Raw genomic sequence first — 19455 nt, 5'->3', positions numbered from 1 at the left:
ACCTCAATTTAGGTATAATTGCATAACCAAGATTTAGTCTAATATCATTCAGCCCTCCTAGTCCTGTTACATTACTTTCAAAAGAATCGGTAGATCCTTCAATATTGCTACTTACGCCAAGTAATGAATAGCCAACGTCACTATAAGGAACCATGGTAATACCTGCACCCAAATTTTCCATAATTCTAAACCCGAATGCGAGATTTGAAAAATTCACATTAGATTTTTCTTCAGCAGAAGAAGTATTGCTGTAGCTGTTAAACTCACCTGTTACGCCAATATCGTATAAAAATGAATTTTGAGGAATCAGTGAGTAATTGGCCGGGTTAAGATTGTTAAGTTCATATGGAGATTTAATGCCAATACCGCTGTATCCTAAACTATTGAATTTACCAATACTGGTTTGGTTAATTACCCCCAAACCATATAATGAGTATGGTGAACTGGTCAAAGCTTCAGATTGCGCTGAAGTTTGTTGTATTGCAAATAATGCTGTTATAGTAATAAATATAATTTGGTTAATCTTCATCGTATACTCCGTATGTTAATTCTAAAACTGTTTCATTTTCGCCATTACCGTTTCCGTTAAGGATAAATCTATCAACTGTAGAATTATAATCTGTAGGAAGCAATATCAAAGCATCATCGATATCTCTATCCTTTAATTGCAATTCTTCTAAATAATAGGATATGGGTATTTCATAATAGATGTCATTAAATTCTTGATTATCCCTATTAAGAATAGCGTATGAGGTAGAGGATAAGGTTTCTATTAAATCATTATTTTGATCAACCACATAAACAGCAAGAGTGTCTCTTAGTTTTAGATGATCATTGTATGATTGGGATACAGGTTTTATTTTTAAAGTACCATCTAAAATTGTACCACTGCCAGGTATGTCATAGAGACTGGTAATGCTTGGGAATTGTACACGCATAGCTATACCTATACCGGCTTGTATATAGCTTTGATTATTAGAGTCTGCGCTTTCAAGATTGGTCTTGCTGTCTGTTAAACTCTGTAAAGGAGTTATAGGGTCGTCTGCCGTAATACTATTAAAAAATGGAATTGGAGTAGTAGTTGCATCTATTTGAATATCAAGATAATCTTGTTCAGATTCATATTCGGTATCTGTACTAAAATATAAACGCATATAGGTGTTTTCAGAAGATTTAGAAAAACCTATTACAGACCCATCATCAACATCATCTGGCAAGAGACCAATACCTTTAAAGTAATCTCGATACTCATCAATGTTTACAATATCTTTTTCTTGAAGTTTAGAAAACACGTCAGTACCAAAATCGTCTACGAGTTTTATGGTTATAGAATCGCCTGCCAATGGTCTAGGGTTATATTCAAAAAAACCTAAGTCATCTTCATCATAACCAATACTGCTTGTATTGTAGAAATAATCATCACTTTCTGGTTTTATACTTTCATTAATTTTTTTAATATGAATAGTGTTTTTCTGGAGCGTATCATTATAATAATAGTTATCATAACCCAATACCATAACAATACTATCAAAAACTGCTTCTGAATCTATCGTGTAAGTTTCTGGCAGAAACTGCATATAACTAGATGCTGTAACGGTACCGAATACGTTGTCTGTATATTTTCCTAATAATATTCTAGTAGATTCTGAAGTGACAATACTATCAAACTTCATAGTAGATGTACTGACTGTTAAAGTGTCTATTAATATAAGTCGAATGTTGCTGTCGGTAAAAGTTTCGCCAGCAACAAATTCAGAATCATTGTAAATATCATCGCTGCAAGAATGAGCGGCAAAAGCGAGGAAACCGCCTACTATAATGATGTAGAGCGCACGTAGTTTGTTTAAGAACACCTTCATTTAGAAATTAATTTTTCTCAAAGCTAAATACCAAGCGTGGTTGTAAAAACCTGAATAGACGAATCGTGAATGTTAAGGGATAAACCCTGTTATTTGAACTATTAATCAAAAGTTTGTGTTCGTAGATAAAAACTAGGGTTTGGTATGTTAAAAATCGACCTTAATCTATTGTGTTTTTTTCAACACTAGGGTCTCTAGTAGATTTGATCTTGAATTGAAAGAACCTTAAAACAAAAAAATAATGAATAAAAGAAAATCGTATGTGTACAAGATTACTGGTATGGCGCTATTGGCTATGGTAATTACAAGTTGTTCAAGTGATGATGACGGTGACGATTTAGGAAACTGGGTAGATAAATCTGTATTTGATGGTAGCCCAAGAAGTAGTGTGTCTGGCTTTACAATTGACAATGTTGGTTATATGGGTGTTGGGTATGATGGTGATGATTATTTAGCTTCATTTTGGGCATATGATATAGAAGGAGATTACTGGTCTCAGAAAGCAGATTTTCCTGGTGCTGCCAGAAATGCTGCAGTAGGGTTTGAAATTGACGGTACAGGTTATATTGGTTCTGGTTATGATGGGGTTGATGAATTAACAGATTTTTACAGCTATAATGCCGCATCAAATACATGGACGGAAATTGCGCCTTTAACGACTGCTAGAAGAAGTGCGGTTGGTTTTGGTGCTAATGGGTTTGGTTATGTTGGTACTGGTTATGATGGTGAAAATGATAGAAAAGATTTTTGGAAGTATAATCCATCCAATGATTCTTGGACAGAACTAGTAGGCTTTGGAGGAAACAAAAGAAGATCGGCAACTACTTTTACTATTGATGGTTTGGTGTATTTAGGTACGGGTGTTTCTAACGGAGTTTACTTGGATGATTTCTGGGTGTTTGACCCAACATCAGAAAGCTGGACGAAGAAATTAGATTTAGATGAAGAAGATGATTATGCTATACAAAGAAGTAATGCTGTAGGTTTTGCTTTAAATGGATACGGTTATATAGCAACAGGTGAGTTAGGTGGTGCTACCAATACCGTTTGGGAGTATGATCCAGTATCTGATGAGTGGGAGCAAAAAACTTCATTTGAAGGAGCTACAAGACAGGATGCGATAGCATTTTCTAATGGTAGTCGTGTATTTATAGGAATGGGTAGAACAGGTACTTTATACCTAGATGATTTAGATGAATTCTTTCCTCAAGATGAGTACGAAGAGGAAGATTAACTTTTCATAGTGAGTGCAATTGTTAATTTTTTGGGTCAATCTGTGTGGATTGGCCCATTTTTAAACATTTATTTATGAGTTCTACTATAAAATACTCGGTAGTTATTGTGCTATTTTTGGCGTTAGTGTTTGGCTATTCCATTTATAATCAATCTGCAACAAATCCAAGCCAACTATTTCATAGCGAGGTTGTAGATTTAAATGATGGTTATGGTTATCAAATTATGAGGGGAGAGAAAGTAATTATTTTACAGGAATATATTCCTGGATTATCTGGTAAGCAGAAATTTGTAACAGAAGAACAAGCCTTAAAAACAGCTAGTCTGGTATTATCGAAATTAGAAGATGGAGAGTCTCCAATTTTGTTGCCATCAGACTTGGTAGAATTGAATATTTCTACTGTGGTAAATCACTAATTACTTTATGCAAGCAATTTTTAAAAATAGGATTCAAATAGTAGTTCATATTAGTTTATGGATATTATTATATGGATTTATTTTCTATCCTATTTTAAATGATGCAAGACCAATTCCTTCAGATGTATTTCCGAAGCTTCTTGTTATTATCATTCTTTTTTATTTTAACTATTTCTATCTAGTCCCGGAATTTTTATTAAAAAAAAGTGTGTTATCATATTTTATTTTATCGTTGGGTCTCTTAGTAGTTTCCGCTTTATTGTTGAATCATTTTTATGAACCCAGGTTTCCTGAAAATTTTTTCATGGACAGGGTACGGCCAAGAGGTTTTATGTTAATGCCATATTATAGGTCTTTTGTAAGTCTTGCTATACCTTATGTTATCAGTGCCATCTTAAGAATGTATGTGGAGTGGAAACGTAATGAGAATTTAAGATTATCCGTTGAAAAAGAGAGTATAAAGTCAGAGTTGCAGTTTTTGAAAGCACAATTGAATCCACATTTTTTATTCAATTCTCTGAATACAATTTACGCGCTTTCTGTAAAAAATTCACCAGATACTTCAGAAGCTATAGTGGATTTATCTGAATTAATGAGGTACATGATCTATGAGGCAGATAAAGATTTGGTACCCCTAAATAAGGAAATAGATTATATAAAAAGTTACATACAGTTACAGCGTTTAAGATTATCAGATAGTGAGAATGTGTCTTTAAAAATAACTGGAGAAGATAGGGGTAGGGCAGTGCCACCTTTATTGTTTATTTCATTTATAGAAAATGCATTTAAGTATGGTACAGACTATAAAGGTAAAACTTATGTAAAAATCACGTTGACTATAACAGATGCTTCTGTTTATTTAAATGTAAAGAACAAAATTGGAATCTTTAAAGAGCCTACTAAAAATTCAGGTATTGGCTTAGAAAATATCAGAAATCAATTAGAATTAATTTATCCGGGGTTACATAACCTTAAAGTTGAAAATGACGGTAAAGATTATGAAGTGTCGTTAACTATTTACCAAAAAACAATCTAGCCTATGAAATGTATAATTATAGATGATGAGCCACTAGCTATTGAAATACTTTCTGGCTACTGTGAAAAGTTAGATTTTATTGAATTGGTAAACACCTACACAAATCCGTTAGATGCTATAACGGAAATCAAAGAAAAGAAAATTGACTTGATTTTTTGTGACATAGAAATGCCACAAATCAATGGCATAGATTTCATGGGTACTTTAGATAATAGACCTTTATTCATTTTTACGACAGCTTATTCGCAGTATGCAGTTGATGGTTTTGAGTTGAATGCAGTAGATTATTTGGTTAAACCAATACCGTATCATCGTTTTATAAAATCCGTTTCTAGAGTACAGGATTTAATTTCTAAAAAGCAAGAACCAATTATGGAAGCAAATGTTTTCTCATCCGCAGGCGATAATTCAGTAGAAAAAAAGTTCATTTTTGTTAAGGCAGAATATGAGAGTATAAAAATTGATTTAGACCAAATTGAGTACGTACAAGGACTAAAGGACTATTTGAAAATTCATATAGCTAATACCAATAAGACCATTCTTACTTTGATGAGTTTTAAAGAGATTATGAACAAATTACCTTCTAATCAGTTTCTTAGAGTGCATAAATCATATCTTGTTAATGTAGATTATATTAAAACCGTTCAGCGCAATAGAATTGTTATTAACGATATGCGCATACCTATTGGTGAGAGTCATAAAGAAGCTTTCTTTTCTATTTTAGGCTTGTAGAACTATATTTAAGCATACTAAAATTAGTTTTTAGAATTTACTTCATAATATTAGCTGTCAAAGTTTAGATAGAATTATCTATTTTTGTTTAGCTAAAAGCACGGGTGCCAATTATGAGTCAAAAAGTTTTACTCTCTTCCAAAGAAATCAATATCATCCTGCATAGATTGGCTTGTCAGCTACTTGAGAACCACTTAAGTTTTGAAAATACAGTTTTAATAGGTATTCAACCTAGGGGCAAGTTTCTTGCGCAACGTCTAACTAAGATTCTAAAAGAAGAATATAAGGTTAAGCAGATTGATTTAGGTTTTTTGGATATAACTTTTTATCGCGACGATTTTAGAAGGGGAGAAAAGACTTTAGAGGCAACAAAAACTAAAATTGATTTCTTAATAGAAGATAAGAACGTAGTCTTAATTGATGATGTGCTGTATACGGGTAGAAGTATAAATGCAGCATTGACCGCTTTACAATCTTTTGGTAGACCAAAAGACGTAGAACTTTTATGTTTAATTGATCGTAGGTTTAGCAGACATTTACCAATACAGCCTAATTACAGAGGTCGTCAGGTAGATGCTATAAATGATGAGAAGGTAAAGGTGATGTGGGAAGAAAATGACGGAGAAGATATTATATATTTAGTAAATAGATAAGAAAATGAGCGAACTGAGTGTTAAACACTTACTGGGAATTAAATACCTAAAGGAAACCGATATTCAGCTTATTTTTGAAACTGCCGATCATTTTAAGGAAGTGATCAACCGATCCATTAAAAAAGTTCCTTCGCTTAGAGATATTACTATTGCCAATATTTTTTTTGAGAATAGCACCAGAACAAAATTGTCTTTTGAACTTGCTGAAAAAAGATTGTCTGCAGATGTGCTTAATTTTTCAGCCAGTCAATCTTCTGTAAAGAAAGGTGAAACTTTAATAGATACCGTAAATAATATTTTATCTATGAAAGTAGATATGGTGGTTATGCGGCATCCAAACCCAGGTGCGGGTATTTTCTTGTCAAAACATGTTAATGCTTCTATTGTTAATGCTGGTGACGGTGCACATGAGCACCCCACACAAGCGTTGTTAGACTCTTATTCCATACGTGAAAAATTGGGTGACGTTGCGGGTAAAAATGTGGTGATAGTTGGTGATATTCTTCATTCTAGGGTAGCACTTTCAAATATTTTTGCGTTAAAATTACAAGGAGCGAACGTTAAAGTTTGTGGTCCTAAAACATTGTTGCCTAAATATATAGAATCTTTAGGGGTAGGTGTTGAAACTAATTTAAGAAAAGCCTTAGAATGGTGCGATGTAGCTAATATGTTGCGAATACAGAACGAAAGATTAGATATTAGCTATTTTCCAACTACAAGGGAATATACCCAGCAATTTGGGGTGAACAAGAAATTACTTGATAGTTTGGATAAAGAAATTGTTATCATGCACCCCGGACCAATTAATAGGGGAGTTGAGATTACAAGTGATGTTGCCGATTCAAAGCAATCTATTATTTTGAATCAGGTTGAAAACGGAGTTGCCATACGTATGGCGGTAATATATTTATTAGCATCTAAAATTAAATGATATGATTTTTACTAAAGAAGAATCGTTGATTATCGTCTCTCAAGAAGAAATTTCTATTGAACGTTTTTTAGAAAATTTGGATAAGGAATATGATAAATTAAAGAATGACAATTTGGTGTTAGATTTATTGAGTTTCTCTGAGCTGACGCCTTACAATGTTATTTCTTTTCTTGAAATAGCCAGAAAACACAAAGAGAATGAACAATCCTTTGTGTTGGTATCCAACAAGGTATCTTATGATGATGTGCCAGAAGAAATTAATTTAGTGCCTACACTTCAAGAAGCTAGAGATATTGTTGAAATGGAAGAAATAGAACGTGATTTGGGTATTTAGAGAAAACCTAAAACACCAATAAGAATACTTAAGTAATTTTTTATGCATCTTACTGTATTGGGTTGTTATGCTGCAACACCAAGAACACTTACGAACCCAACATCTCAAGTGCTGGAAATCAATAATCACATTGTGTTAATTGATTGTGGTGAGGGTACTCAAGTAGAGTTGAGAAGGCATAAGATAAAGTTCTCAAGAATCAATCATATTTTTATTTCCCATTTACACGGAGATCACTTTTTTGGATTACCTGGTTTTATTTCTACCATGAGATTGTTGGGTAGGGAGAAAGAATTACATGTTTATGGACCAAAAGGAATAAAAGAAGCAATTACCCTACTTTTAAAGTTGGGAGATTCTTGGACCAATTACCCTTTATTGTTTCATGAGCTATCAAGTAAAGAATCAGAACTTGTCTTTGAGGATAGTAAAATAAGCGTATCTACGATACCGTTAGATCATCGAATTTATACAAATGGTTATTTGTTTAGAGAAAAAGTAGGGAAACGAAAACTAAATATTCATGCTGCCGAGGAATATGGTATTGATAAAGCATATTATCAAAACATAAAAAATGGAAAGGATGTAACTTTAGATGATGGTGAGGTAGTTGCGAATACAAAATTGACTTTTGACCCGCCTAAACCAAAATCATATGCTTTTTGTAGTGATACTATTTATGATGAAAGCTTGGCTGCGAAAATCAAAAATGTTGATGTTTTATACCATGAATCTACATTTTTAGAGTCAGAAGCAGAATTGGCGACAAAAACCAAGCATGCTACAGCTATACAGGCGGCTAAAGTAGCAAAAGAGGCAAGCGTAAAAACCTTAGTATTAGGTCATTATTCTACACGTTACAAATCTATAGAACTATTTAAGGAAGAAGCTTCAACAATTTTCCCTAATGTGTTACTTGCCGATGATGGCAAGACTTTCGATTTTTAAACCTTTTAATCTGATTTTATAGCGTTTATTTTCCTTTCTTTTTAGAACTTTGTTTATCTTGTTTTTAACACGAAAATGATGCAAAAAGATTTAGGGGATTATAGGAAATCTTACGAGAAAAGTGCGTTGATGGAAGACAGTATATCTGACAATCCAATCCAACTTTTTCAAACATGGTTCTATGAGGTTGAAAAATCTGATGGGGTAGATGAACCTAATGCCATGACCGTATCTACGGTAGGCTTAGATGGTTTTCCTAAAAGTAGGGTTGTACTTTTAAAAAAATACACTCACGAGGGTTTTATTTTTTATACGAATTACAATAGTGAAAAAGGTCGTGCCATTAGTGAGAACCCTAATATTTGTATTTCGTTTTTCTGGCCAAATTTAGAACGTCAGGTAATCATAAAAGGCATTGCAGAAAAACTTCCGGAAAATCTATCTGATGGTTATTTTGATTCAAGACCAGATGGCAGTAAACTAGGTGCATTGGTTTCCGATCAAAGTACGGTAATAGATTCTAGAGATGTTTTAGAAGATAAGCTTAGTAGATTGGAGAAAGAATATGAAGGTAAGGAAATTGAAAGACCAAGTCATTGGGGCGGGTATTTGGTAAGACCGGTTTCTATGGAGTTTTGGCAAGGTAGACCCAATAGATTGCATGATCGTATTAGATACAGCCTAACGGAAGAGTATGATTGGAAAATGGAGAGATTAGCCCCTTAATTAAAATAAAATGAAGAATCTATTTTTAATGCGTCATGGCAAGTCTTCTTGGGAGCTAAATGTTAGTGATCAAGATAGGGCGTTATTACAGCGAGGAATTTCTGATGCCCGTTTGGTAGCCGATGAAATTGCAAAACTGAATTTAAAAATAGATCAAGTTTATACCAGTCCTGCAAACAGGGCGTTTCATACCTGTATGATTTGTTTGCGAACGTTGTATTATCCTTTAGAGAATTGTAATGTAACTGCAGATTTATATGATTTTTCAGGAAATCAAGTGTTCCAGTTTATTCAGCAATTAGATGACAATTTAAATAATGTTTTTCTATTTGGACACAACCATACTTTCACCCATTTGGCTAATTCTATGGGCGATAGGCGTATTGATAATGTGCCTACTAGCGGATTTGTTCATTTACAATTCCAAGAAAATACATGGGCTAATGTTATAAAAGGCTCAACAATACAAACCATTTTTCCGAAGCAACTAAAAGCATGATAAAAAATAACAACCAGTACGTAAATAGAGAAATAAGTTGGTTATGGTTCAACGAGCGTGTATTACAAGAAAGCGCAGATAAGAATGTTCCATTAATAGAAAGACTTCGTTTTTTAGGTATTTTCTCAAACAACTTAGATGAATTTTTTAAAGTTCGTTATGCAACGGTAAAGCGTATAGTTGAAGCCGGTAAAACTGGTAAAAGTGTATTGGGTGGTGAAAAAGCAAAAGACCTTTTAGAAGAGATTACAAATATTGTAATTGAGCAGCAAACCAAGAGTTTGACAATTCTTAGAAGAATTGAGCATGAGCTTGAGGGCGAGAATATTTTTATCATCAAGGAAACTGAATTAAACGAGAAACAAAAAGAATTCGTAAAAGCTTATTTTTTGAAAGAGGTAAGTCCGCAGTTAATGACGATTATTTTAAATGATCTTACTCGCTTTCCTACCTTAAAGGATACGGCAGCTTATTTGGCTGTTAAAATGGTAATTAAGAGTGAGGAGAGTAAAAAGGAAAAACGTTATGCATTAATTGAGATTCCAAAAGGAATAGATCGTTTTGTTGTACTGCCAGATGAAGCCGGTAAAAGTTATATCATTATACTTGATGATTTAATTAGATATTGCTTGGACAACATTTTTACCATGTTTGAGTACGAATCTATTTCGGCTCACATGATAAAGATTACTAGAGATGCAGAATTAGATATTGATAATGATTTAAGTAAGAGTTTTATTGAGAAAATATCTTCAAGTGTAGAGCATAGAAAAATAGGTGATCCGGTACGTTTTGTATATGACAAAAGTATTGGTAGAGATACGTTGACTTTTCTAAAAGAGAAGATGAACATTGAAGATACGGACAGCGTTATACCTGGTGGCAGGTATCATAACCGCAGAGATTATATGGGCTTTCCTAGTTTAGGTAGAAAAGATTTACTGTATGACAAAATAACACCGTTACCCGTAAAAGGTCTTAGCATAGAGGGTAGTATTTTAGAAAGTATTGCCAAAAAAGACTATTTGCAGTATACGCCTTATCACACCTTTACATATGTTTTAAAGTTTTTGCGTGAAGCGGCTTTAGACCCTAAGGTTCGTACAATAAAGATTACGGTGTATAGACTGGCAAGTAATTCTCAAATTGCGGCATCTTTAATCAATGCCGTTAAAAACGGAAAACAAGTTACGGTACAAATTGAGCTTCAAGCTCGTTTTGATGAGCAGGCCAATATTGAGTATGCAGAGCAGCTACAAGCAGAAGGAGTAAAACTTATTTTTGGGGTACCAGGATTAAAAGTACATAGTAAAATATGCTTGATTGAGCGTGAAGAGGCTGGGTCTATTAAACGCTACGGATTTGTAAGTACTGGTAATTTCAATGAGTCTACGGCAAGAATTTATACTGATTTTACACTTTTTACAGCAGATGATTCTATACTAAAAGAGCTTAATAAAGTCTTTGATTTCTTTGAGACTACTTATAAGATCAATAAATACAAACACCTTATCGTTTCTCCGCATTATACAAAGAATGCGTTTATGAAATTGATTGATAATGAAATAGCAAATGCCAAGGAAGGTAAAGAAGCTTTCATCAAAATTAAAATGAACAGTTTTACATCATACAAAATGGTAGATAAACTGTATGAAGCAAGTAGAGCAGGGGTAAAGATCCAGTTGATCATAAGGGGTATATGTTGCTTAATACCAGGTGTTGAGGGTATGAGCGAAAACATAGAAGCTATAAGTGTAATAGATAAATTTTTGGAGCATACCAGAATCTTTGCTTTCGCTAATGGTGGTGATACTAAAATTTATATTTCATCTGCAGATTGGATGACTAGAAACCTTGATTATAGAGTTGAAGTAGGTTGTCCAATTTATGATGAGGACATTAAAAAAGAATTAATGGATACTTTCGACATCTGTTGGAAAGATAATATGAAAGCTCGTGTATTCAATGCCGCACAAGATAATGCCTATAGAAAGACTACGTTACCTAGAATTAGGTCTCAATTTGCTACATATGAGTATTATGCGAACAAACAAGAATCTTAAAAAAGAGCTCTTTTGAAGGTAAGAAAATTTGCAGCAATTGATATAGGTTCTAATGCTATAAGGTTGCTTACGCACAACGTTATTGAAGATAAGGGTAAAAAGACCCAATTCAGAAAAAGCGCTTTGGTGAGGGTGCCTGTAAGATTAGGAGAAGATTCATTTACCGTAGGTGAAATATCTGAAGTAAATGAAGCAAGGTTGATAAAGACAATGAAAGCCTTTAAGCTTTTAATGGATGTAGCGGGAGTTGAGAAGTATAGAGCCTGCGCTACCTCTGCAATGCGAGAGGCAAATAATGGAAATGAGATTATAAAAAAGATCTCTCAAGAATCGGGAATTCAAATAGACCTTATTGATGGTAAGCAAGAAGCTGCAATAATAGCTTCTACCGACTTAAAGAGCTTAATTACTAATGATCAATCATACTTGTACATTGATGTTGGTGGAGGTAGTACTGAATTCACCGTATTTTCTAAGGGCAAGATTCAAGTTTCAAAATCATTCAAGTTAGGTACGGTTAGGCTTTTGAATGATATGGTTAAGCCAGAAACATGGAAAAAATTAGAAGAATGGATAAAGGTGAACTTAAAAGACAAACCTAAATTATCAATTATAGGTTCTGGTGGTAACATAAACAAGTTACATAAGTTGTCAGGTAGAAAAGAAGGAGAGCCTTTATCCTATATTTGGTTGAATGCTCAATATCATTTTTTGGACAGCTTAAGTTATGATGATAGAATATCAGAATTAGGATTAAATCCGGATAGAGCAGATGTTATTATACCTGCTACTAAAATATTTCTTTCAGCAGCCAAATGGAGTGGCGCCAAGAAAATTCACGTGCCCAAAATCGGTCTATCAGATGGTATAATTAAGGATTTATATAATTCTGAGAATAAGTAAGTTAAGTTTTAACCGTGAATAGATTCCTTAGTACCTAAATCTTTCATGATTTGGGCTTCATATTCTAGAAGGCTGTCCCATTTCTTATTTACCTCTTCTAATTCACCATATTTACGGGCAAACTTTAAGAACATGGTATAATGACCAGCTTCACTAATCATTAACTTGTGATAGAAATCGGCTAGTTCTTTATCTTCCAATTCTTCAGAGAGCAGTCTAAAACGCTCGCAGCTACGAGCTTCAATAAGTGCTGCATAAAGTAATCTATGAACCAATTGCGTAGTTCTGCTACCTCCCTTGGGAAAAAATTTGATTAGTTCAATAACATAGTCATCTTTACGGTCTCTGCCTAAAGCATTGCCGCGATTTAAAATAAGGTCATGTACCATTTTAAAATGACCCATTTCTTCTCTAGATAAAGCAACCATTTCAGTTACAAGCTCTGTATACTCAGGAAAAGATACTATTAGTGATATAGCCGTACTAGCAGCTTTCTGCTCGCAGTATGCATGATCAGTAAGAATCTCATCAATATTTTTCTCTACAATATTTACCCATCTTGGATCGGTAGGTAGTTTTAGACCTAGCATAGTTTACTTTTTTTCAAAATTAGAAAGATTTTAAAGACCATACCAATTTTAATCAAAAACCTAGACGTCTTACTGCGTAATAATAATTATTTTTGAAGTAACATCAATCATATATTTCATAATGCATAATCAAGAAGATATTCAGAACTTATTAATCAAATATGGAAATACGGAAAGTATTGCTTGGTTAAGAGGTAAAATAGAAAAATTGGCGAGCAATAAATCTTCCAAAGATTTATTTATGACTTACAGCCTTTTAAATGTGAAGTTTGATGGTGTAGAGCCAATTTTATTTGAAAAACTAAATTCAGAAAGCGCTCATTATTTTAGTAAGAATAAAGCAAATATTTTACAGGTAGCGCGCATTTATTTATTGTCAGAAGTGCTTGTTCAAGATTCGGAGTTTTATACCCCTAAAGTGGCTAATATTATTCAGGTCGCGGATACTGGTGAATTAGAAACTTTTTTAAAATATTTAATGTTTTTACCCAACTCTGAAGCATATAAGCAAACAGCAGTAGAAGCTTTAAGAACAAATATTGCAACAATTTTCGATGCAATAACGTTGAATAACCCATATCCTGCAAAGTATTTTAATGACCAACAATGGAATCAAATGTTTTTAAAAGCGGCATTTATGGAGCGAGACCTTTCGCTAATAAAATCTATTGACGAAAGGGCAAATGCAGATTTAGCTAGAATAATATCTGATTATGCACATGAAAGGTGGGCTGCCGGAAGAACAATAGACCCATTGTTTTGGAGACCAGTTTCAAAGTTTTTAAATGAAGTGCTTTTGAATGATATGAAAGTGCTTGTAAACAGTGAGGATAAAGTAGAAAATAATGCCGGAGCCCTTTGTTGTTATTACTCAAATAATGATAGGGCTATGGCAATTTTAAATAGTAAACCAGAGCTAAAACACAAAATAGCGGATGGTGAAATAACTTGGAATACGATTAAACAACAATAGAATGGAAGATAAAATGATGATTATTGACCCACATGTCCACATGACGTCAAGAACAACAGATGATTATGAGGCAATGGCGGCTGCAGGAGTTGTGGCAGTAATTGAACCTTCGTTTTGGCTTGGTCAGCCTAGAACTCAAGTAGGTTCTTTTCAAGATTACTTTAGTAGTCTAGTAGGGTGGGAGCCTTTTAGAGCTAGCCAATTCGGAATTAAGCATTATTGTACTATTGGTTTAAATTCTAAAGAAGCCAACAATGAAGCTTTGGCGGAACAAGTTATTGAATTGTTGCCCTTATACTTGCATAAAGAGAATGTGGTAGCTATTGGTGAAATAGGCTATGACGACCAAACACCTGCAGAGGACAAGTTCTTTAGAATGCAATTGGATATGGCGAAGGAATTAGATATGACCGTACAGGTACATACGCCACACCGTGATAAAAAAGCAGGAACCATAAAGAGTATGGAAGTGTGTTTGGAACATGGTTTAGACCCGGCTAATGTTATTATTGACCATAATAATGAAGAAACGGTAAAAGAAGTTCTTGATCGTGGTTTTATTGCTGCGTTTACTATTTACCCAAAAACAAAAATGGGTAATGAGCGTATGGTTGAGGTAGTTAGAAAATTCGGAAGTTCTAATATCATTGTAGATAGCTCTGCAGATTGGGGTGTCAGTGACCCATTGGCAGTGCCAAAAACAGCTTCTTTAATGTTGAAAAGAGGTATTTCTATGGAAGACGTTAGAAAAACCTGTTATCAAAATGCGTTAGATGCTTTTAGTAAGAACGGTAAAATGAAAGAAGCACATTGGTTACAGCCAGATAGTATTAATCAATCGCAACTATTTAACGACAATAGTGTTTTAAGAGGTCAGAAGCCAAGAATAGACGAAGACCAAATTACCTAAAATGAAAGATAAGTTAATGGGTTTTGCTCGTTTGGCAAGACCTGCAAATTTGCCAACTGCAGCAGCAGATATATTGGCGGGTATTGCAATTGCATTATATCTACGAAAAATAGAAGTAGTTAATTTTCTAGTAGAGCAAAGCGGTGATGTGCTTTTATTGGTTTTTTCATCGGTTGCTCTATATGCAGGAGGGGTTGTTTTTAACGATGTTTTTGATGCGGAATTAGATGCTTTGGAAAGACCTGAAAGAGCTATACCTAGCGGACTGGTGCCAAAACGTGAAGCTGTTTATTTTGGCACTATTTTAATGTTGATCGGTATTACCCTGGCATTCAAATGTGCAATGTTGTCCGGACTCATTTCAGTTGCCTTGACCATTACAATTTTAACCTATGATGGGTATTTTAAGCAATTTGGTTTTGGCGGTCCATTGAATATGGGTATCTGTCGTGGGCTAAATCTTTTAATGGGTATGTCAATTTTAGGAACGGTTTCTAATTGGTACATTTCTCTAGTACCTGTAGTTTATATCTTCGCTATCACTTTAATTAGTAGAGGTGAAGTACATGGCGATAACAAAAAACACATTATTTGGGCCGGTATTTTGTATGCAATAGTTATACTATCTATTACGTTAATTGTATTGCAACAGAAAGACAATGTTCTAATAATGGCTCCCTTCTTAATATTGTTTGGTTATTTGATTTATAGACCTCTATTAAAAGCCTATAAAGAAAATTCTCCCAAAAATATTAAGAAAGCTGTAATGGGCGGTGTATTGTCTTTAGTGGTAATGAACGCTTGTTGGGTAGCCGGTTTTACTGACTGGTACTTGGCTGTAGCTGTGTTATTACTACTACCAATATCAATACTATTGTCTAAACTATTTGCAGTAACATAAAATACATATGCAATTACAACCTATAAAACAATCTTTTCAAGTTCAGTATGATTATCAGTTGTACTTTACCTCAGGGCTATTTGCTTTGAAGAATCCTTTGTTTGCAAATCTAATTGCAGACTATAAAGATTTTGATCCGGTTAAACTTCTTTTTGTGTTGGACGACGGAGTTAAAAGTCATCATTCCGCATTGGTAAATCAAATTGAAGCATATTGTGAACAGCATAAACAAATCATAAAGTATACCAATACATTAGTGTTGCCAGGTGGTGAGCAAGTAAAAAATAGTGGTAAAGCTATAGATTCTGTATTGAAAGAAGTCAATAAAAACAAAATATGTCGCCATTCATTTGTAGTGGTTATAGGTGGAGGAGCAGTAATTGATATGGTGGGTTATGCCGCTGCAATTGCCCATAGAGGAGTAAAGTTGATTAGAATTCCAACAACAGTTTTATCTCAGAACGATTCTGCAGTAGGAGTAAAGAATAGTGTAAACGCTTTTAAAAAGAAGAATTTCTTAGGCACATTTGCGCCTCCATTTGCAATTATTAATGATAGTAGTTTTCTAGAAACCCTAGAACAACGTGATTGGATTTCCGGTATATCTGAAGCTATTAAAGTAGCTTTAATTAAGGATAAAACTTTCTTTGAATATATTGCAGAAAATGCAGTGGCATTGAAGAATAGAGAAATGGAGCCAATGCAATACGTAATTTATAAATGTGCAGAAATGCATATGCACCATATAGCACAAGGCGGTGATCCGTTTGAATCAGGGTCATCAAGACCTTTGGATTTTGGACATTGGGCTGCTCACAAGATGGAATTCATGACAAATTACGAATTACGTCATGGAGAAGCTGTTGCCAAAGGCATCGCATTAGATGTTACTTATGCGCAGTTAATTGGATTAATTTCGGAAGAAGATTTACAGCACATTTTGGATGTTATGATTGCCATTGGTTTTGATTTGGCTCTTCCGGTTCAGGGACAAGAACAAATAACGGCTCTATTGAACGGTATAGAAGAGTTTAGAGAGCATTTAGGTGGTCAGTTGACAATTACCCTAATTTCAGACTTAGGTGTAAAGCATGATGTTCATACTATTGATATGGAGCTAATGTCACAAGCAATTACAAAGTTGAATCATCAATTCGCATTAAATTAAGTTCAATGCAGCTAAAAGAGAATTTTCATTTAACCTATTGTACAAATATTCATCCTGGTCAAGACTGGAAAAGTACTTTTGAAAGTATTAAACAACATGTACCGATTATTAAGCAGGAAGTTTCAAAAGAACAACCTTTTGGGCTAGGGCTTCGCTTATCAAATAAAGCAAGTGAGGAGCTTGATTTAGGTGATAACATGTCAGATTTTAAAAGGTGGTTAGACGAGAATAATCTCTATGTATTCACCATGAACGGATTTCCTTATGGGAATTTTCATGATGAACGTGTGAAAGATATGGTACATGCTCCGGATTGGACAACTAATGAGCGTTTGAGGTATACCAAAAGATTGTTCCGCCAATTGTTGGAATTAATTCCTGAAGGTATGAACGGAGGAATATCAACATCACCTATAACCTATAAATACTGGCATAAAACAGAAAGAGAAACAAAAAATGCTTTTCAGGTCGGAGCTGAAAATATGCTCGAAGTTGCCAAGCACTTATTTGAAATTGAACAAGCTACAGAAACTTATCTGCATTTAGATATTGAGCCGGAACCAGACGGATTGTTAGAAAACTGCGATGAGGTATTGGCATTTTATTCAGAGTATTTATTGCCTTTAGGGACTGCTTATTTTAAAAAAGAACTGAATTTAAATCCGGAGGAGGCAGAAGCTTTAATTAAAAAATATATTACCGTTTGTTATGATGTTTGCCATTTTGCATTAGCTTATGAAGAGCCGACCGATACATTTGCCAAGTTCAAGGCGAATGATATTAGGGTGGGAAAAATTCAAGTAAGCGCTGCATTGAAAATTCTTTTTAATGGAGAAGATGATGAACTTATTTGGCAAGAGCTTTCACAATTTAACGAGCCTACCTATTTACATCAAGTAACTGAAAAAATAGATAATCAAGTAAAAACTTATAGCGATTTACCGCTTGTTCTAGAGGGTGATAGAAATCATAAAGAATTAAGGGCACATTATCACGTTCCTATTTTCTTGGAAAAATATGGCGAGTTGTTTTCAACACAAGATCATATTTTGAAAACAATGAATTATATTAAATCAAATCCCATATCGGAACACCTAGAAATAGAAACCTATACTTGGGATGTGCTTCCGGCAGATTTAAAACAAGATTTATCAGTATCTATAATTCGTGAAATAGAGTGGTTTAAATCACACATGTAATATGAAGAAAACGGTAGTCATAAATGTTGTTGGGTTAACAAAGCGATTGATTGGTGAGCATACTCCGTTTATTAAATCATTTTTAGAGAATGGTCAAACCTCATACATAGAGCCAGTTTTACCAGGTGTTACTTGTGCTGTGCAATCTACCTACGTAACTGGTAAATGGCCATCTGAACATGGTATTGTTGGTAATGGTTGGTATTTTAAAGATGAGTGCGAGGTAAAATTCTGGCGGCAATCGAACAAGTTGGTAGAACAATCAAAAATATGGGATGATGTAAAAGATAAGAATCCTAATTTCACTTGTGCTAATCATTTTTGGTGGTACAACATGTATAGTAATGTTGACTATAGTCTAACGCCAAGACCAAATTATTTAGCAGATGGCAGGAAAATTCCAGATGTCTATTCTCACCCGGCACAGTTGCGTGATGATATGCAGAATACCTTAGGAACATTTCCTTTATTTGAATTTTGGGGACCAAAAACCACCATTAATTCATCGAAATGGATTGCTGATGCAGCACTGTTGACTGATAAAAAACATAATCCAGATCTTACATTCATTTATTTGCCGCACTTAGATTATAATTTGCAGCGATATGGTCTTGATTTTAAAATCATTTCCAAAGATTTAAAGGAAATTGATGTTGTAGTTAAACAGTTGGTAGAACATTATGAAGCATTAGAAACTAGGGTGATACTACTTTCTGAATATGGGATTACAAACGTAAACAGACCAGTTCATTTGAATCGCATATTACGTGAAGAGGGTTTTATTGCTGTACGTGAAGAAAGAGGGTTAGAGCTTTTAGATGCAGGGGCAAGTGATGCTTTTGCCGTTGCGGATCATCAAATTGCACATATTTATTGCAAGAATAAGCAAGATATTGAAAGGGTTGCTTCCTTGATTAAGAGTGTAGAAGGGGTAGAAAAAGTACTATATGGCGAAGATTTAAAAAAACATCATATAAATCATGAGCGTTGTGGTGATATTGTGGTTGTTGCAGATAAGGATTCTTGGTTTACGTATTATTTCTGGCTAGATGATGCGAAAGCACCAGATTATGCAAGAATGGTTGATATCCACAAAAAACCAGGTTACGATCCGGTTGAAATGATGACAGATCCAAAAGATAAATTGGTGATGGCAAAAGTAGTTGGTAAACTACTTAAAAAGAAAATGGGCTTTAGAACGGTCATGAATATAATACCGATCGATGCAACTTTGATTAAAGGTTCACACGGTAGATTAACTGAAGATGTAGAAGATTTTCCAATATTTATAAGTAATCATGTAACTGGTGACAACGATCAGAAAATTAGTGCAATACAAGTGCGTGATCTTATTGAAGATCACTTATTAAACTAAATTTA

The 19455-nt window shown here is 34.2% G+C and carries 20 protein-coding genes and 1 pseudogene; 18 read left to right on the top strand and 3 right to left on the bottom strand.

Annotated elements, in window-relative coordinates; genetic code table 11:
• Positions 1-529: pseudogene (locus tag ABJI11_RS07550) on the bottom strand (hypothetical protein); the annotation flags it as partial.
• A complete protein-coding gene (locus ABJI11_RS07545; protein ID WP_348350882.1) occupies positions 519-1859 on the bottom strand; it encodes a DUF4270 family protein in 1341 nt (446 codons plus the stop codon). The gene ABJI11_RS07545 and the pseudogene ABJI11_RS07550, both read right to left, overlap by 11 nt.
• Before the next feature lie 241 nt (positions 1860-2100).
• Here ABJI11_RS07545 and ABJI11_RS07540 point away from each other — a divergent pair, with 241 nt between their 5' ends.
• The 12 genes from ABJI11_RS07540 (at position 2101) to ABJI11_RS07485 (ending at position 12334) form a co-directional block, all read left to right on the top strand.
• Positions 2101-3093, top strand: a complete 993-nt coding sequence (locus ABJI11_RS07540; protein WP_348350880.1) for a kelch repeat-containing protein — start codon at positions 2101-2103, stop codon at positions 3091-3093.
• Between the two features lie 74 nt (positions 3094-3167).
• A complete protein-coding gene (locus tag ABJI11_RS07535) occupies positions 3168-3509 on the top strand; it encodes a DUF4907 domain-containing protein (RefSeq protein WP_348350878.1) in 342 nt (113 codons plus the stop codon).
• 304 nt (positions 3510-3813) lie between these two features.
• Entirely contained in the window at positions 3814-4545 is a 732-nt protein-coding gene (locus tag ABJI11_RS07530; protein ID WP_348350876.1) for a histidine kinase, read from the top strand.
• A 3-nt stretch (positions 4546-4548) separates the two neighbouring features.
• The gene (locus ABJI11_RS07525) at positions 4549-5277 is read left to right on the top strand and encodes a LytTR family DNA-binding domain-containing protein (protein WP_276494500.1); all 729 of its coding nucleotides are present in this window, start codon (positions 4549-4551) and stop codon (positions 5275-5277) included.
• A gap of 113 nt (positions 5278-5390) precedes the next feature.
• The gene (pyrR, locus tag ABJI11_RS07520) at positions 5391-5930 is read left to right on the top strand and encodes a bifunctional pyr operon transcriptional regulator/uracil phosphoribosyltransferase PyrR (protein WP_276494499.1); all 540 of its coding nucleotides are present in this window, start codon (positions 5391-5393) and stop codon (positions 5928-5930) included.
• Between the two features lie 4 nt (positions 5931-5934).
• Positions 5935-6861, top strand: a complete 927-nt coding sequence (locus tag ABJI11_RS07515) for an aspartate carbamoyltransferase catalytic subunit (protein WP_058105770.1) — start codon at positions 5935-5937, stop codon at positions 6859-6861.
• A 1-nt stretch (position 6862) separates the two neighbouring features.
• A complete protein-coding gene (locus tag ABJI11_RS07510; protein WP_276494498.1) occupies positions 6863-7195 on the top strand; it encodes a ribonuclease Z in 333 nt (110 codons plus the stop codon).
• A 42-nt stretch (positions 7196-7237) separates the two neighbouring features.
• Positions 7238-8143 carry a ribonuclease Z gene (locus ABJI11_RS07505; RefSeq protein WP_348350873.1) on the top strand — a complete coding sequence of 302 codons (906 nt, stop codon included), beginning with the start codon at positions 7238-7240 and terminating at the stop codon, positions 8141-8143.
• Positions 8144-8221: 78 nt separating this feature from the next.
• Complete coding sequence (pdxH, locus tag ABJI11_RS07500) at positions 8222-8869, top strand: pyridoxamine 5'-phosphate oxidase (RefSeq protein ID WP_348350886.1); 648 nt, start codon at positions 8222-8224, stop codon at positions 8867-8869.
• Between the two features lie 10 nt (positions 8870-8879).
• Positions 8880-9368, top strand: a complete 489-nt coding sequence (locus ABJI11_RS07495; protein ID WP_348350871.1) for a histidine phosphatase family protein — start codon at positions 8880-8882, stop codon at positions 9366-9368.
• The gene (ppk1, locus tag ABJI11_RS07490) at positions 9365-11431 is read left to right on the top strand and encodes a polyphosphate kinase 1 (protein WP_348350869.1); all 2067 of its coding nucleotides are present in this window, start codon (positions 9365-9367) and stop codon (positions 11429-11431) included. The genes ABJI11_RS07495 and ppk1 overlap by 4 nt, the downstream gene beginning before the upstream one ends.
• Positions 11432-11443: 12 nt before the next feature.
• Positions 11444-12334 (top strand): exopolyphosphatase, encoded by an 891-nt coding sequence (locus tag ABJI11_RS07485; protein WP_348350867.1) that lies wholly within the window; start codon positions 11444-11446, stop codon positions 12332-12334.
• A gap of 8 nt (positions 12335-12342) precedes the next feature.
• Here ABJI11_RS07485 and ABJI11_RS07480 read toward each other — a convergent pair whose 3' ends face one another.
• A complete protein-coding gene (locus ABJI11_RS07480; RefSeq protein ID WP_348350865.1) occupies positions 12343-12924 on the bottom strand; it encodes a tRNA-(ms[2]io[6]A)-hydroxylase in 582 nt (193 codons plus the stop codon).
• Between the two features lie 121 nt (positions 12925-13045).
• On the opposite strand from ABJI11_RS07480, the gene ABJI11_RS07475 reads away from it, so the two are divergent.
• From ABJI11_RS07475 to ABJI11_RS07450, 6 genes are read left to right on the top strand one after another with little or no spacing between them, the layout of a single operon-like run.
• Positions 13046-13897 carry an EboA domain-containing protein gene (locus ABJI11_RS07475; RefSeq protein ID WP_348350863.1) on the top strand — a complete coding sequence of 284 codons (852 nt, stop codon included), beginning with the start codon at positions 13046-13048 and terminating at the stop codon, positions 13895-13897.
• A gap of 1 nt (position 13898) precedes the next feature.
• Positions 13899-14807: a TatD family hydrolase gene (locus ABJI11_RS07470; protein WP_348350861.1), complete on the top strand. Its 909-nt coding sequence runs from the start codon at positions 13899-13901 to the stop codon at positions 14805-14807.
• A 1-nt stretch (position 14808) separates the two neighbouring features.
• Entirely contained in the window at positions 14809-15708 is a 900-nt protein-coding gene (eboC, locus tag ABJI11_RS07465; RefSeq protein ID WP_348350859.1) for a UbiA-like protein EboC, read from the top strand.
• A gap of 7 nt (positions 15709-15715) precedes the next feature.
• Positions 15716-16876 (top strand): 3-dehydroquinate synthase, encoded by a 1161-nt coding sequence (locus tag ABJI11_RS07460; RefSeq protein ID WP_348350857.1) that lies wholly within the window; start codon positions 15716-15718, stop codon positions 16874-16876.
• Positions 16877-16881: 5 nt separating this feature from the next.
• Positions 16882-18075 (top strand): metabolite traffic protein EboE, encoded by a 1194-nt coding sequence (eboE, locus tag ABJI11_RS07455; RefSeq protein WP_348350855.1) that lies wholly within the window; start codon positions 16882-16884, stop codon positions 18073-18075.
• A gap of 1 nt (position 18076) precedes the next feature.
• Entirely contained in the window at positions 18077-19450 is a 1374-nt protein-coding gene (locus tag ABJI11_RS07450; RefSeq protein ID WP_348350853.1) for a nucleotide pyrophosphatase/phosphodiesterase family protein, read from the top strand.
• Positions 19451-19455 lie beyond the last annotated feature (5 nt).

It is taken from the genome of Maribacter sp. (assembly GCF_039968975.1).
Lineage (GTDB): Bacteria > Bacteroidota > Bacteroidia > Flavobacteriales > Flavobacteriaceae > Maribacter.
The sequence above is the reverse complement of the archived record's forward strand: the minus strand, read 5'-3'. Positions and strand labels throughout refer to the sequence as shown.

Coding starts and splice junctions, on each gene's coding strand:
- ABJI11_RS07510 (WP_276494498.1), top strand. CDS start 6,863: ATGATTTTTACTAAAGAAGAATCGTTGATTATCGTCTCTCAAGAAGAA.
- ABJI11_RS07505 (WP_348350873.1), top strand. CDS start 7,238: ATGCATCTTACTGTATTGGGTTGTTATGCTGCAACACCAAGAACACTT.
- ABJI11_RS07495 (WP_348350871.1), top strand. CDS start 8,880: ATGAAGAATCTATTTTTAATGCGTCATGGCAAGTCTTCTTGGGAGCTA.
- ABJI11_RS07470 (WP_348350861.1), top strand. CDS start 13,899: ATGGAAGATAAAATGATGATTATTGACCCACATGTCCACATGACGTCA.
- ABJI11_RS07540 (WP_348350880.1), top strand. CDS start 2,101: ATGAATAAAAGAAAATCGTATGTGTACAAGATTACTGGTATGGCGCTA.
- ABJI11_RS07525 (WP_276494500.1), top strand. CDS start 4,549: ATGAAATGTATAATTATAGATGATGAGCCACTAGCTATTGAAATACTT.
- ABJI11_RS07460 (WP_348350857.1), top strand. CDS start 15,716: ATGCAATTACAACCTATAAAACAATCTTTTCAAGTTCAGTATGATTAT.
- ABJI11_RS07535 (WP_348350878.1), top strand. CDS start 3,168: ATGAGTTCTACTATAAAATACTCGGTAGTTATTGTGCTATTTTTGGCG.
- ABJI11_RS07480 (WP_348350865.1), bottom strand. CDS start 12,924: ATGCTAGGTCTAAAACTACCTACCGATCCAAGATGGGTAAATATTGTA.
- ABJI11_RS07450 (WP_348350853.1), top strand. CDS start 18,077: ATGAAGAAAACGGTAGTCATAAATGTTGTTGGGTTAACAAAGCGATTG.
- ABJI11_RS07530 (WP_348350876.1), top strand. CDS start 3,814: ATGGACAGGGTACGGCCAAGAGGTTTTATGTTAATGCCATATTATAGG.
- ABJI11_RS07475 (WP_348350863.1), top strand. CDS start 13,046: ATGCATAATCAAGAAGATATTCAGAACTTATTAATCAAATATGGAAAT.
- pyrR (WP_276494499.1), top strand. CDS start 5,391: ATGAGTCAAAAAGTTTTACTCTCTTCCAAAGAAATCAATATCATCCTG.
- pdxH (WP_348350886.1), top strand. CDS start 8,222: ATGCAAAAAGATTTAGGGGATTATAGGAAATCTTACGAGAAAAGTGCG.
- eboE (WP_348350855.1), top strand. CDS start 16,882: ATGCAGCTAAAAGAGAATTTTCATTTAACCTATTGTACAAATATTCAT.
- ABJI11_RS07515 (WP_058105770.1), top strand. CDS start 5,935: ATGAGCGAACTGAGTGTTAAACACTTACTGGGAATTAAATACCTAAAG.
- ppk1 (WP_348350869.1), top strand. CDS start 9,365: ATGATAAAAAATAACAACCAGTACGTAAATAGAGAAATAAGTTGGTTA.
- ABJI11_RS07545 (WP_348350882.1), bottom strand. CDS start 1,859: ATGAAGGTGTTCTTAAACAAACTACGTGCGCTCTACATCATTATAGTA.
- eboC (WP_348350859.1), top strand. CDS start 14,809: ATGAAAGATAAGTTAATGGGTTTTGCTCGTTTGGCAAGACCTGCAAAT.